Genomic DNA, 15,020 nt, shown 5'->3' with positions numbered 1-15,020 from the left:
GAATTCACCATGAAGGCCAAAAAAACAGCAGCATTGCAGGAAGCCACGCAGTCTGAATACAATGAAAATAGCGCGTTATTAACCGCACTGGATAACTCATTAGCCATTATTGAGTTTGATCTCTCCAGCCGTATTATCGCGGTTAATCAAAACTATCTTGATTATTTTGGCTACCAGCGTGATGAAGTCATTGGTCAGCATCACTTAATGTTTTGCCACCCCAATTACGCCACCAGCGAAGAGTATCAGACGCTTAAAATATGTTTACTGGCGGGGGAGTCACTGGAAGGTCGTTTTGAGCGGCTGCATAAAGATGGGTCAACAGTTTGGTTGGCGGCGATCTATCAGCCCGTTCCCGGTCCAGATGGCTCAGTGACTCACATGGTGAAAATCGCCAAAGACATCACTTTTTTGATTGAGGATCAAAAAGCCACTCAAGAGTGGGTGCAGCTCCTAACGCAATTAACGGATCGCAGTGACAGCGCTATGTTTATCGCGGCCAATAGTGATCTGGGGCAACAGGCTGTCTATATCAATCAAGGCTTTACTAAACTTTTCGGTTACACCCCAGAGCAAGCAATAGGGCAAAACATGGTTGACTTGCTCCAGAGTGAGCACCATTTTCAGCTCACGGCGATGGATGCGACCTCAACCGAGCCCCGCCAGCAACTGCTACCGCAGGAGCTTTTCTACAGTAAAGATCACCAGCCGCACTGGTGTTCCGCCGTCATTAACTCACTGGTGGATGAACAGGGTAAACCGAGTTATAGCATCGGCGTCCTTACTGATATCACCCTGACCAAAATGTATGAAGTGTTGCAATATCGTGTTTTGGAAGCGCTGGTGCGAGAGCGCCCGCTTGATGAGGTGATGTCCTTGCTGTGCCGTGAAGTGGAGCGCATTGCCCCCGAGGTCACCGCCAGCATTTTGCAGGCCAGTGGGCAGAATTACCTTAGCCACCTCGCCGCCCCTAGCCTGCCTTTAATCTATACCGCTGCGCTCTCCTGTGTCCCCATTGGCCCGATCGCGGGTTCATGCGGGACGGCCGCATTTCGTAAAGAGCCGGTGGAAGTGCAGGATATTGCGACTGATCCGCTGTGGGAAAACTATCGTCATCTGATCCTGCCCCATGGGCTGCGGGCGTGCTGGTCAACACCGATTCTCTCCAGTCAGGGGCAGATTCTGGGGACATTTGCTTTTTACTACAAAGAGGTACGTGGCCCCAGTGAGTTTCACTGCCAATTGGTGAAGCTCATTGCCAGTTTGTGCTCTTTGGCAATGGAGCGCGAACAATCACGCAAACAGATTCAGCATTTAGCCTTTTATGATTCCCTGACCGGCCTGCCCAATCGTAGCCATTTTCAGGTTTATGCCAAGCAAGCCATCGCGTTAGCCACTGAAATGGGCCACACACTCGCCCTGTTAGTGATTAATCTGGATCGCTTCAAACAAGTTAATGACTCACTCGGTCATGCGGCTGGCGATGAACTGCTCTCTTCGATTGCCCAACGCCTGCGCAACGACCTCGCCAAAAGTGATCTGATTGGTCGCCTGTCTGGCGATGAGTTTATTATTATTTTGGCACCTTGCACCCTACAACAAGCCACGGTAAAGGTGGAGAAGATACTCAGCCTGCTGTCTCAGCCCTGCCAGATAACCAACGTCAATATTATTCCCTCCGCCAGTATCGGGATCAGTTTGTATCCAGAAAATGGTCTGGATATGGATACGCTGATGAATCATGCCGATATCGCCCTGCATAAAGCGAAAAATATGGGGCGCGGGCATTTCAACTTCTTCAGCGCAGAAATGAATAATCTCAATCAACAACGCCAAGATATGGAAGATGCCCTGCGCCATGCATTTCATATCGGTTCGCTTGAGCTATTTTATCAACCCCAAGTGATGCTTAAAGATGGGCATCTGTATGGCGTGGAAGCACTTAGCCGCTGGAATCACCCGATATTGGGGAGTATCCCGCCGCAGCGCTTTATCCCCATCGCCGAAGAGTGTGGTCTGATCAATGAACTGGCCCTATGGGCGATTGAAACCGCCTGCCAACAGTTAGCTGACTGGCGCTTGCGGGGGATTGATATCCCCTCAGTTTCTGTGAATTTATCCCCCACCAACTTCCATAATCCGGGTCTGCCGGAGATGATTCTCCATATTTTGCAGCATCACCACCTACCGCCACAGGATCTGACACTTGAGATCACCGAAGATATTTTAATTGAAAATAATCCGGCTATTTTCGCCACCATAGAAAAAATTCATCGGCTGGGCGTGCGCTTATCAATGGATGATTTCGGCACGGGCTACTCCAGCCTGAGTTATCTGCGCCGATTGGATCTTGATGAAATAAAGCTGGATAAGAGTTTTGTGCATGATCTTGAATATGACGAGACCAGTCGCACCCTCAGTGAAGCGGTGATACGCATTGGTGAGAGCTTACAGTTGTCGGTGATTGTCGAAGGGGTAGAAAATGAAGCCCAGCGCACCTTATTAAGCCGACAAGGTTATCAGATTGGTCAGGGCTTCCTGTTCTCTGAGGCACTGCCCGCCATCAAGCTAGAACACTGGTTGGAGCACCGGACAACGAGTTAGCTGATGAATAACAAGAGATAAATTATTAGTTGTAGTACCCTATTCACTGAACTCAAAGTCCCAACAAGTGACGTTGTCACTGCGGTTAAGTTGGTGATACCCAACCTTTTCATTTGTCAGCAAATTATCTATCCTTGCTGCCTTTGTCATCTGGATGTTGTTTTGTTGTTATGCAAAAATTTCTTTTCCTGCTGTTAAGCCTGATTTTACTTGGCCCCTTGGGCATCGACCTCTACTTACCCACCATCCCGGCGATTGCCAAGGGGTTGAACAGTAGCGAGTCCCTGATCCAATCCACCATTGCCCTGTTTATATTGGTGCTGGGTATCGGTCAGCTCATTGCTGGACCATTGGTTGATAAATATGGCCGCAAACCGATCGCCATCATCGGCATCATCCTCTACATGCTGGGTGCAGCCATGGCCGCACTGGCGGTCAGCCCTCTGATGTTCGTCAGTTCCCGTCTGCTACAAGGCGTGGCAGTCTGCTGCACGGCAGTGGTGGCATTCAGTGGTGTCCGTGACCGCCTTAACGGTAATGAGGCCGCCCGTGCTTTCGGCTTCCTGAATGGCACACTAAATATTGTCCCGGCATTGGCCCCGCTACTGGGTGGCTTATTGGCGGAAGCCTTTGGCTGGCGCGCGCCCTTCTGGTTCCTGGCGCTGTACGGATTACTGGTCTTAATCCTCATTATTTGCTTCCTGCCGGAAACTCGCCCGGCCGATACCCAGCCCTCAAACGGCTTGCCGATAAAGAACTATTTGCGCATTTTACGCGATGACCGTTTTCTGAAATTCTCTCTGGTGAATGCGGGTGCGATGGGCATGGCATTAACCTATGTTTCACTGGCCCCCAATGTGTTGATGGTGGGAGCCGGACTTAGCCCGCTGCAATTCTCATTGGCCTTTGGCGCTAACGGCTTTTGGATCATGGCCGTCAGCTTTTTTGCCAATCGGATTATCCAAAAAGTGGGCCGCCCTACCTGCTTAATGGTCGGTAGTTTGCTGATGGCACTGGGGTGTTTAGGGCTACTGTTTGGCCTGACGCAATTATCGGCAGAAACACAATCTCACTGGCTGGTCTATATGTTACCTGTCGCCAGTGCCTGTGCCGGTCTCGCCTTTATGATGGGGCCAGCTACCAGCTATGCGCTGGAGCCTTACGCTAATGAGGCGGGGGTCGCCTCTGCATTGGTAGGCTTTGTTCAGATGGCGGGCGGTGCAGGGTTGGGCCTGCTGGCAATGGCATTGCCGATAGCGCCTAAATTATCACTCGCTATCGTGATGCTGGCAGGCTGTCTGCTGGCATGGCAGGCGCGGCGCGCCAGTAAACATGTTCGCGGTACTTTGCAAAAAATTAACTAACCGCCGCAGCGCTCCCCCGCACGATCAACACCCGTGCGGGGGAATCACCTTAATATCTTTTTTCGTCGCAACCTCAATTACTGGATTTTTGTTATCTGTTTGACATCCAGTTCAACCGAGTTCCAATCTTTATCAATCTTCCCCTGCAACTCAACACTGTCTTTCGGGGTAATGGTCTGGCCGTTCCAGCGCCGATGATCGATATCGACATTGAGGGTGCCCGTAGCATCACGGAAGATGTAGTGATCCCCACCGATGCGCTGCTCAATGTTGCCACGCAGTGTAACCCAAGTGTCGTCGCCCATGGTTTTAGCTTTATCGACAGTCACGGCCCCGACACTCGGGCCATTAAAACCCCCGTTGGCTTGAGTAGGTGCGGTTTGAACTGCGGGTGCATTGGGGTCAACAAAACCGCCGTTTTGAGCAAGGACAGGGGCACTGCACACGGCAAGGATGGCAAATAACGCGGCTGCTTTTTTCATGATTTTCTCTCTCTTTTTATTGGATTTAGTTCAGCATTAACAGGGACTGTTTTGCTCTTCGGGAGGCATTACACCAAAGAGTTCTTAACAGAATCTTAAGCCGCCGCGTTAACGCCTTATTTTTTTCAAAACTGCCCTCAGCACTGGATTAACACGGTTTATCGCTGTACAACGTCCTTGCCAAAGAGTGAGATACCCCCCTACAACACGGATAAGAGAGCAACCCCATGCGGATATTACTCATTGAGGATGACAAACTGATTGGTGACGGTATCAAAGCCGGTTTGATCAAAATGGGATTTAGCGTGGACTGGTTTACTGACGGCCAGCAAGGACTGAGCGCATTAGCCTCAGCCCCCTATGACGCCGTGGTGCTCGATCTCAGCCTGCCGGGCATGGACGGCTTGGATATTTTGCGCACGTGGCGGCGAAACGGTCATGATGAACCGGTGTTGATCCTCACCGCGCGCGATGCCCTACAGGAGCGCGTCGCCGGGCTACAACAGGGCGCGGATGACTACCTGTGCAAACCTTTCGCCTTAATTGAAGTTGTCGCTCGCCTACAAGCACTGATCCGCCGCCGCTATGGGCAGGCCCAAACAGTTTTAACCCACGGCTCGATTTCACTCGATCCTATCAACCTGAGCGTGACCCATCAGGGCGAGCCACTCTATTTGAAGCCGAAGGAGTTTGCGCTGCTTGAGTTGCTATTACGCAACGAAGGCCGCGTATTGCCTCGCTCATTGATTGAAGAGAAAATTTATAACTGGGACGATGAGGTCTCTAGCAACGCGATAGAAGTGCATATTCACCATCTGCGTAAAAAATTTGGCAGCCATTTTATCCGCACCGTCCATGGGATCGGTTATACATTGGGAGAAATAGCATGAGACGACTGACACACAGCCTCAGACTCAGGCTGATTTTAGGCTTCATTCTCCTTATCGCGATCACTTGGGTCTGTGCCAGCCTGCTAGCCTTGCATCAAACCCGCAAAAATGTGGATGAGCTATTCGATACTCAACAAATGCTGTTTGCCAAGCGCCTTACCGCACTGAATATCAGCGACCTCACAGTCAAAACACTACAACTGCCGCGCAGCAAAAAAATAGTCCGTCATAGCCGGGGAGACTTGGATGACGATGCCCTCGCCTTCGCCATTTTTACTACTGATGGAAAAATGGTGCTGAATGACGGGGATAATGGCCCTGACTTGCAATATCACTACCAGCAAGACGGCTTTAGCAACGGCACCCTGCAAGGTGACAAAGATCTGTGGCGCTTGGTGTGGCTCACCACACCGGATGGCAAATATCGTGTGGTGGTGGGACAAGAGTGGGATTATCGTCACGATATGGCGATTGATATTGTCAAAGCCCAGCTTTTACCTTGGGTGGTGGCGCTCCCTATCATGGTGCTGCTGTTGATCTGGCTGGTGACCCGCGAACTGGCACCGCTAAAGCGGCTGGCAAAACGCCTGCATCAACGCCAGCCGGAGGATGAAACGCCCCTGCCGCTGACCTCAATCCCGAGTGAAGTGAAGCCCTTGGTGGAAGCACTCAACAGCCTGTTTGCCCGCACTGGCGATATGCTGGTGCGAGAGCGCCGCTTTACTGCGGATGCCGCCCATGAATTGCGCAGCCCTTTGGCGGCGCTGAAAGTCCAGACCGAGGTGGCCCAACTCGCGCAAGACGATCCTGAAATGCGCGAACATGCGCTATCCAACCTGACGGAAGGTATCGACCGCGCCACGCGTTTGGTCGATCAACTGCTGACCCTGTCACGACTGGATTCACTCTCTGGTCTGGATGATGTGCAAGAGGTAGCCCTACATGACCTATTGCAAACAGCCGTCATGGATAACTACCACAAAGCGCGCGCCAATGGCGTGGAGCTGATGCTGGAGATTCGCCAAACCCCGCCACCGCGCCGCGCTCAGCCCTTACTGCTGGCGCTACTGGTGCGAAACCTGCTAGATAATGCCATTCGCTACAGTCCGCGCGGCAGTTCAGTAAAAATCACCTTAGAGGCACACGCTTTTAGTGTCGAAGACAATGGCTCTGGCATCAGCCCCGAATCTCTACAGCGCATCGGCGAGCGCTTCTTCCGCCCGCCCGGACAAGAAAAAACCGGCAGCGGTTTGGGGCTGTCTATTGTGCAGCGCATCGCCGTACTGCATGGCATGACAACCCGATTCGATCATGGGGAGAGTGGCGGGTTTAGAGTGGAAGTGAGGTGGTAGAGGTCGTAGGGGGTGGAGATGGTAGAGGCCCGCGAGTAACAAACGCGAGCCGTGATGACAACCGCCTTAAGGGCAAACACTCACCGGCACTCTGGCCGCCAGTGCGCACATCAGCTCATACCCTACTGTTCCTGCTGCCGCCGCCACATTATCGATGGGGAGAGTTTCGCCCCAAATCTCAACTTGGCTGCCAACCTGCGCCTGCGGGCATGGCGTTAAATCCACCGTGAGCATATCCATCGAAATCGCCCCCACCGTCTGCGTCAAGACGCCATCCACCCTGATTGGCGTACCACTCGGGGCTAATCGCGGGTAGCCATCGGCATAGCCACAGGCCACTACGCCAATCCGCTGCGAACCACTGGCACTGTAGCGGCTGCCATAGCCCACCTGATGGCCGGCTGATAACGCCTGAATTGCAATAATTTCACTCTGTAACTGCATCACCGGGCGCAAGCCAATCCCGGCGATATCGGCGATATCCCCGCTGGGAGACGCGCCGTAAAGAATAATCCCAGGTCGCACCCAATCGTAGTGCGTCTCTGGATTGCGTAAAATGGCGGCCGAGTTGGCAAAGCAGCGCGCCGCCGGAATATGCCCGCTAGCCTGTTGAATGCGCGAAAATTGTTCACCCGCACCAATATGATTATCTGCATTGGCGAAGTGGCTCATTAGCGTCACCTCACCGACATTGCTCAGACTGTTTGCCCATTGCCATACCGCGTCTGCCTGCCCGACAGGGAAACCTAAACGATTCATACCGCTATTGAGTTTCAAATAAATATTCAGTGGCGCTGATAACCGTGCGGCATTAATCGCCTCAAGCTGCCAATCACTGTGCACCGTGGTGGTCAGCCGATAGTGATCCAACAGCGCCAGATCTTGCGGCTGAAAGAAGCCCTCAAGCAGCAAAATTGGCCCTTGCCAGCCCTGTTCTCGTAATAATATCGCCTCATTTAAGTCCAGCAACGCAAAACCATCTGTGGCATCCAGCCCCTGCCAAATACGCGCCAGCCCATGACCATAGGCATTGGCTTTCACCACTGACCAGATATTTGCACTGCCGACGTGGCGGCGAATCAGACTCAAATTGTGGCGCAAGGCGGATAAATGAAGCGTAGCGGCTATCGGGCGAGGCATGCTTGTTCCTTCCAGAAAGTATTCAATGACTCACCGCCCAGCCGTCGATCTCTGCATGGCGGTGATGATTAATCGGCGATGATTGATAAGTGAACATTAGCGAACAGGGTGAACATCATGCAACGGCGTAAAATTCAGTGGCTGAAACCCCGCGCTATAACGCGCGACCGCTAAATCATCAGCCAATATAGCAGGACGGCGGCCATACATAATATCAGCCAATAGTTGACCCGAGCCACAGGCCATGGTCCAGCCCAAGGTGCCATGACCCGTGTTCAAATAGAGGTTCTTAAGCGAGGTACGACCAATAATCGGCGTGCCATCCGGCGTCATCGGGCGCAGCCCCGTCCAGAAGGTGGCCTGACTAATATTGCCGCCATGGGGATAGAGATCCTTGACCACCATCTCCAGTGTTTCACGTCGCGCTTGCGCCAGTTGAGTATTGAAGCCAACAATCTCGGCCATGCCCCCCACCCGAATGCGATCATCAAAACGGGTAATGGCAATTTTGTAAGTTTCATCCAACACTGTAGAAACTGGGGCCGAGGCGGGATCAGTGATAGGAATGGTCAGTGAATAGCCTTTTAGCGGATAGACCGGAATGGAGACCAGCCCTGCCAGCAGAGCGGTAGAGTATGCGCCAAACGCCACCACATAGGCATCAGCAGTTATAATATCGTCGCCACACAATACGCCAGCGATTTGATCACCGTCCACCAACAGCTTATCAACCGAACGATTAAACAGGAATTTGACCCCGGCCTGCTCCGCCATTTTAGCTAGCCGCTCAGTAAATAGCTTACAGTCGCCAGTTTCATCATTGGGCAGACGTAAACCGCCCGTGAGCTTATGCGCCACTTTCGCCAATGCTGGCTCTACCGTGGCCAGTTGTTCTGCCGTTAACAGTGAATAAGGCACGCCTGCATCATCCAACACCGCGATATCCTTGGCGGCATTGTCAAACTGCTGCTCGGTACGGAACAACTGCAACGTCCCCCCTGACGCCCTTCATACTGAATACCGGTCTCTTCCCGCAGCTCTTTTAAGCAATCACGGCTATATTCTGCCAACCGTACCATGCGGCTTTTGTTGATCATGTAGTGGGAGGTGTCGCAGTTTCGTAGCATTTGCCACATCCAGCGCAATTGGAAACTGCTGCCATCAAGGTGAATCGCTAGCGGCGCATGGCGTTGGAACATCCATTTTATCGCCTTAAGCGGCACGCCGGGCGCGGCCCAAGGCGCGGCATATCCTGGTGATATCTGCCCCGCATTTCCCGCACTGGTCTCCTGCGCTGGCCCCTCCTGACGATCAATGACGGTCACGTCATGACCATCTTTGGCGAGATACCAAGCACTGGCTACACCAACAACGCCACTTCCTAAAATGACAATGCGCATACCACCCTCCCAAACGACACCAAAAGCACAATATTCCGTTGACAGAAAATTAACCTAGCAGAAAAAACTAGCCAACATATTAATTATAGGCTGTGACTTAATTCACAATTAATTTACTCTGCAATCACTTTTGAGTTCAATAGCCTTAGTAAAAATAGCGATAAGATTCTATTTTTAGGCGGTTATACGCCAGAAAGGCTAAAAAAACGCCTATTTGCCTCGATTACCAGCATGAATAATTAGCATGTTGTGCATTCCATATTTATTGAATTTATATTCTTTAAAAGTAACCAATAAACAGAATAATAATCCGCCAAAAATGTATTTAAGTTTATCCATTCCGTTGGTAAATAATAATCCATGTTGACATAAGGTCTTGCCATGCCTCAATTTGTTCATATTGAGCTAGGATTATTGAAGTGACCGGTATTTTGCAGGGTTATAAAACCGTGAGGATGCGCTAATGACAACTTCAACACCGAAACAGACCGCGCAAGACAAGCGCCTGACTGACGGCCCGGACTGGACATTTGAACTGTTGCAGGTCTATCTGGACCAGATAGATCGGGTAGCAAAACATTACCGGCTTGAGACTTACCCTCATCAAATCGAGGTTATTACCTCAGAACAAATGATGGATGCCTATTCAAGTATTGGCATGCCCATTAACTACACCCATTGGTCTTTCGGTAAGAAATTTATCGAAACCGAGCAAAAATATAAGCACGGGCAACAAGGGCTGGCCTACGAGATTGTGATTAACTCCAACCCTTGTATCGCTTATCTCATGGAAGAAAATACCATTACCATGCAGGCGCTGGTGATGGCACACGCCTGCTACGGCCATAATTCTTTCTTTAAGAACAACTATTTATTCCGTGCCTGGACCGATGCCAGCTCCATTGTGGATTATCTGTTATTTGCTCGCCATTACATCAGTGAATGCGAGGAGCGCTATGGTGTAGAAGAAGTTGAGCGACTACTCGACTCTTGCCATGCACTGATGAATTATGGGGTCGATCGTTATAAACGCCCGCAAAAAATTTCGCTGATTGAAGAGACAGCGCGCCAGAAAAGTCGCGAAGAGTACCTGCAAAGTCAGGTCAACTCATTGTGGAAAACTCTGCCGCGCAAGGAGCGAGGAGAAGTTCAAGCGCAAGCTCAGCGCTACCCCAGTGAGCCGCAAGAAAATCTGCTCTATTTTATGGAAAAAAATGCGCCACTGCTGGAGTCATGGCAGCGGGAAGTGCTGCGAATTGTCCGCAAAGTCAGCCAGTATTTTTACCCACAAAAACAGACTCAAGTGATGAACGAGGGCTGGGCAACATTCTGGCACTACACCATTCTTAACCACCTCTACGATGAGGGTCAGGTCACCGATCGGTTTATGATGGAGTTTTTGCACAGCCACACGAATGTGGTCTATCAACCGCCCTATAACAGCCCTTATTACAATGGGATTAACCCCTACGCACTGGGTTTTGCCATGTTTCAGGATATTAAGCGCATCTGCCAATCACCTACCGAGGAGGATTACTACTGGTTCCCCGATATCGCTGGCAAAGATTGGTTAGATACACTGCATTTCGCGATGCGCGACTTTAAAGACGAAAGTTTTATCAGCCAGTTCCTATCACCGAAAGTGATGCGTGACTTCCGCCTCTTCACTGTGCTGGATGACGACAAGAACAGTTATCTGGAGATTTCAGCTATCCACAATGAAGAAGGCTATCGCGCCATCCGCAATGAGTTATCCGCTCAATACAACCTGAGTAATCATGAGCCAAACATTCAGGTCTGGAACGTGGATCTGCGCGGCGACCGCTCCCTAACCCTGCGCTATATTCCCCATGACCGCGCACCGCTGGATAAAAGCCGCCAACAAGTGATGAAACACATTCATCGACTATGGGGGTTTGATATTCATATGGAGCAGTTGAATGACGATGGCAGCATCGAGCTGCTGGACAGTGTACCGCCCAGAGCGAATAAGCTCTAGGGTATTTAGGACAGGTCATCACTGAATTTCAACACGTTACAGACAAGAAAAAGGCCGCTTGCGCGGCCTTTTGTTTCGAGAAACACTCACTCTTTTGGAGTGGCACCCTCTACTCGGCTTTTTAGCTTTTGCCCTGGACGGAAAGTCACCACACGGCGCGCCGTAATAGGGATGTCCTCACCCGTCTTCGGATTACGGCCCGGACGTTGGTTCTTGTCTCGCAGATCAAAATTGCCAAAGCCAGACAGTTTGACCTGTTCACCATTCTCGAGAGCACGACGTACTTCCTCAAAGAATAACTCGACCAGATCTTTGGCATCTCGTTTGCTAAGCCCTAGCTTTTCAAATAGATGTTCTGACATTTCAGCTTTAGTAAGCGCCATAGGTTCAATCCCTCAAGGATGCTTGGAATCGCTGTTTTAACGCCTCTACACATCTTGCAACGGTAGCGGCGATCTCCTCTTCTTCCAGTGTACGGGCGGTATCCTGCAACACCAGACTAATAGCCAGACTCTTATAACCTTCTGCTACGCCCTTGCCACGGTACACATCAAACAAGTTTACGCCAACTACCTGATTTGCGCCAACTTTCTTACACTCTGCCAAAATATCTTCTGCGGGAACGTTTTCAGCCACCACAACAGCGATATCACGACGGTTTGCCGGGAAGCGAGAAATCTCGTTGGCTTGAGGCACAGCGCGGTCTGCGAGCTTGTTCCATTGCACTTCGAACACCACAGTTCGACCATTCAGATCCAGCTTACGTTCCAGCTCAGGATGAACTACACCAATGAAACCAATGTGTTCCCCTGATAAATAAATTGCAGCGCTCTGCCCTGGATGCAGTGCAGGATGTGATTCAGCACGGAACTGAACATCTGATAATTTGCCGGTAAGCTCCAGAATTGCTTCCAGATCGCCCTTCAAATCATAGAAGTCAATCGGCTGACGCACTAGATCCCAATGCTCTTCGTAACGATGCCCAGCGATGACGCCAGCCAGCATGACATCCTGTCGAACCCCAAGATCTGCTGTTGCATCAGGGACAAAGCGCAAACCGCTTTCAAATAAACGTAAGCGAGATTGTTGGCGATTCTGGTTATAAACCACCGCTGACAGTAAACCGGTCAACAATGACAAACGCATTGCAGACATATCAACAGAGATCGGACTTGGCAAAATTAGCGCGTCTTGTTGCGGGTGCAGCAGTGCCTGCACTTTTGGGTCAACAAAACTGTAAGTAATTGCTTCTTGATAGCCGCGATCCACTAATGCTGTTTTTACTCGCTTCAGGGGTAAGTCAGCTTCGCGGTGTTTGGTCATCACCAGATCAGCTTTGACAGGCACGTCAGGAATATTGTTATAGCCGTAGATACGGGCAACTTCTTCCACCAAATCTTCTTCGATCTCCATATCGAAACGCCAGCTTGGTGCGACGGCCTGCCAGTCAGCGCCAAGCTCCGTCACCTGACAACCTAGGCGGCGCAGAATGTCACTCACTTGCTCAGAAGGCACATGATGGCCGATTAAGCGGTCCAGCTTCTCACGGCGCAGTGTGATCGTGGCGCGTTTGGGCAACGCTTCGGTTGCCGTCACATCAATAACTGGACCAGCTTCACCGCCACAGATATCAATCAATAGACGAGTCGCGCGCTCAATTGCTTTATGCTGCAACGCAGGGTCAACACCACGTTCATAACGATGAGAAGCATCGGTATGCAAGCCATGACGACGCGCACGGCCTGTAATTGACAATGGATTAAAGAAGGCAGACTCCAGCAACACGTTGCGGGTCTCTTCATTAACACCAGAATGCTCACCGCCAAAGATACCCGCCATCGCCAGCGGCTTTTGTTGGTCGGCAATCACCAAAGTGTCAGCCTTCAATTTGGCTTTTGTACCGTCCAAGAGAGTCAGCTCTTCGTCTTCAGCCGCCAGACGGACAACAATCCCGCCCTCAATGCGGTCCAGATCAAACGCATGCATGGGCTGACCTAACTCCAGCAAGACGAAGTTAGTGACGTCCACTACTGGATCAATCGAGCGAATACCGCAGCGACGCAATTTCTCACGCATCCACAGTGGAGTGGCAGCTTTGACATTAATGTCCTTCACCACTCGGCCCAAATAGCGCGGGCAAGCTTGCGGCGCATCGACGCGGATCGGGAAAGTATCACTGATAGAGGCGGCCACTGGGCTCATATCCGGCTCAGTTAATGGCAGTTGGTTAACCACTGCGACATCACGGGCGACACCGATAATGCCCAGACAGTCGGCGCGGTTGGGTGTCACGCTGATTTCAATGGTTTTATCATTCAGCTGTAGGTATTCCCGCACATCAACACCAATGGGAGCATCAGCAGGCAGCTCGATAATACCGTCGTGATCGTCTGAAATTGCCAACTCAGAGAAAGAGCACAGCATACCTTCTGATGGCTCACCACGCAGTTTAGCGGCTTTAATCTTGAAATCACCCGGCAGAACAGCACCGACAGTCGCCACCGCCACTTTCAGGCCCTGACGGCAGTTCGGTGCGCCACAAACGATGTCCAGCAAGCGCTCGCCGCCCACATCAATTTTGGTCACACGCAACTTATCTGCATTGGGATGCTGACCACACTCCACGACATGGCCGACAACAACGCCATTAAACTCGCCAGCGACTGACTCTACGCCATCAACCTCTAAACCGGCCATCGTAATTTGATGGGCTAATTCATCACTGCTAATGGCTGGGTTTACCCATTCGCGTAACCAAAGTTCACTGAATTTCATGAGATATTCCCGCCTTACTTAAACTGTTTGAGGAAACGCAGATCATTTTCGAAGAAAGCACGCAGATCGGTGACACCGTAACGAAGCATAGTTAAGCGCTCCATCCCCATACCAAATGCGAAGCCCGAATAGATCTCAGGATCAATACCTACGTTTCGTAATACATTTGGGTGCACCATGCCGCAACCCAGCACTTCAAGCCATTTGCCATTTTTGCCCATGACATCCACTTCAGCAGATGGCTCGGTAAACGGGAAATAAGAGGGGCGGAAGCGAATTTGCAGATCTTCTTCGAAGAAATTACGCAGGAAATCGTGCAAGGTGCCTTTCAAATTAGTGAAGCTGATATCGCGATCAACGATCAGCCCTTCCATCTGATGGAACATCGGTGTGTGTGTTTGGTCGTAATCGTTACGATAAACACGGCCCGGCACGATAATCCGAATTGGTGGCTGCTGGCCCTGCATGGTACGAATCTGCACACCTGAAGTCTGCGTACGCAACAGGCGAGTCGCGTCAAACCAGAAAGTGTCATGATCAGCACGAGCGGGGTGATGTGCCGGAATATTCAGTGCATCGAAATTATGATAGTCATCTTCGATTTCCGGGCCAGACTCAACAGAAAAGCCCAACTCACCAAAGAAAGTTTCGATACGATCAATGGTCCGGGTTACCGGATGCAACCCACCATTCTCCATACGACGCCCCGGCAAAGAGACATCAATGGTTTCGGCTGCTAATCGGGCATTCATGACCGCTGATTCCAGCGTATCTTTGCGGGCATTGAGTGCTTCTTGTACTTCCTGTTTGGCCTGATTGATGACTGCGCCAGCTGCTGGGCGCTCTTCCGCTGGCAACTCACGCAGCGATGTCATCTGAAGGGTCAAATGGCCTTTCTTGCCTAGATATTCGACGCGCACCAAATCCAACGCGGCAACATCTTGGGCATCTTCTATGGCTGCTTTAGCTTTGGCAACCAGCTCTGCGAGATGTGGCATTGTTTTCTCTTCCTCT

Annotated in this window: 10 protein-coding genes and 1 pseudogene; 5 read left to right on the top strand and 6 right to left on the bottom strand. The window is 51.0% G+C overall.

From position 1 onward, the window contains the following. Window positions 1-9: 9 nt before the first annotated feature. Both HRD69_RS14880 and HRD69_RS14875 read left to right on the top strand, forming a co-directional pair. On the top strand, window positions 10-2,604 hold the full coding sequence (locus tag HRD69_RS14880; protein ID WP_004875229.1) for a sensor domain-containing protein: 2,595 nt from the start codon (window positions 10-12) through the stop codon (window positions 2,602-2,604). Between the two features lie 170 nt (window positions 2,605-2,774). Continuing rightward, complete coding sequence (locus HRD69_RS14875) at window positions 2,775-3,968, top strand: multidrug effflux MFS transporter (RefSeq protein WP_004875230.1); 1,194 nt, start codon at window positions 2,775-2,777, stop codon at window positions 3,966-3,968. Window positions 3,969-4,045: 77 nt separating this feature from the next. Here HRD69_RS14875 and HRD69_RS14870 read toward each other — a convergent pair whose 3' ends face one another. Further along, complete coding sequence (locus HRD69_RS14870) at window positions 4,046-4,450, bottom strand: YgiW/YdeI family stress tolerance OB fold protein (RefSeq protein ID WP_004875231.1); 405 nt, start codon at window positions 4,448-4,450, stop codon at window positions 4,046-4,048. Window positions 4,451-4,677: 227 nt separating this feature from the next. Here HRD69_RS14870 and qseB point away from each other — a divergent pair, with 227 nt between their 5' ends. Together qseB and qseC are read left to right on the top strand one after the other, a co-directional pair. Next, window positions 4,678-5,340 carry a quorum sensing response regulator transcription factor QseB gene (gene qseB / locus HRD69_RS14865; protein ID WP_004875232.1) on the top strand — a complete coding sequence of 221 codons (663 nt, stop codon included), beginning with the start codon at window positions 4,678-4,680 and terminating at the stop codon, window positions 5,338-5,340. Then, window positions 5,337-6,692, top strand: coding sequence for a quorum sensing histidine kinase QseC (qseC, locus tag HRD69_RS14860; protein WP_032814432.1), 1,356 nt, complete (start codon window positions 5,337-5,339; stop codon window positions 6,690-6,692). Before qseB ends, qseC begins: the two co-directional genes overlap by 4 nt. Before the next feature lie 66 nt (window positions 6,693-6,758). Here the strand turns inward: qseC and dadX are convergent, their stop codons facing one another. Together dadX and HRD69_RS14850 are read right to left on the bottom strand one after the other, a co-directional pair. Next, window positions 6,759-7,832, bottom strand: a complete 1,074-nt coding sequence (gene dadX, locus HRD69_RS14855) for a catabolic alanine racemase DadX (RefSeq protein ID WP_004875234.1) — start codon at window positions 7,830-7,832, stop codon at window positions 6,759-6,761. Window positions 7,833-7,928: 96 nt separating this feature from the next. Beyond that, window positions 7,929-9,232: pseudogene (locus tag HRD69_RS14850) on the bottom strand (D-amino acid dehydrogenase). A gap of 463 nt (window positions 9,233-9,695) precedes the next feature. Between HRD69_RS14850 and HRD69_RS14845 the strand changes: the two are divergent. Next, a complete protein-coding gene (locus tag HRD69_RS14845; protein ID WP_050537699.1) occupies window positions 9,696-11,231 on the top strand; it encodes a SpoVR family protein in 1,536 nt (511 codons plus the stop codon). An 86-nt stretch (window positions 11,232-11,317) separates the two neighbouring features. On the opposite strand, the gene ihfA is transcribed toward HRD69_RS14845, so the two are convergent. Genes ihfA through pheS form a run of 3 tightly spaced genes read right to left on the bottom strand, consistent with a single transcriptional unit; the run spans window position 11,318 to window position 15,004 of the window. Beyond that, window positions 11,318-11,614 (bottom strand): integration host factor subunit alpha, encoded by a 297-nt coding sequence (gene ihfA, locus HRD69_RS14840; protein WP_004875238.1) that lies wholly within the window; start codon window positions 11,612-11,614, stop codon window positions 11,318-11,320. Window positions 11,615-11,618: 4 nt separating this feature from the next. Further along, window positions 11,619-14,006: a phenylalanine--tRNA ligase subunit beta gene (gene pheT / locus HRD69_RS14835; protein WP_004875239.1), complete on the bottom strand. Its 2,388-nt coding sequence runs from the start codon at window positions 14,004-14,006 to the stop codon at window positions 11,619-11,621. Between the two features lie 14 nt (window positions 14,007-14,020). After that, a complete protein-coding gene (gene pheS / locus HRD69_RS14830) occupies window positions 14,021-15,004 on the bottom strand; it encodes a phenylalanine--tRNA ligase subunit alpha (RefSeq protein WP_004875240.1) in 984 nt (327 codons plus the stop codon). Between the last annotated feature and the right edge of the window lie 16 nt (window positions 15,005-15,020).

The organism is Yersinia mollaretii ATCC 43969 (genome assembly GCF_013282725.1).
In the GTDB taxonomy this organism is placed as follows: domain Bacteria; phylum Pseudomonadota; class Gammaproteobacteria; order Enterobacterales; family Enterobacteriaceae; genus Yersinia; species Yersinia mollaretii.
This window is presented reverse-complemented; position numbering and strand designations above follow the sequence as displayed.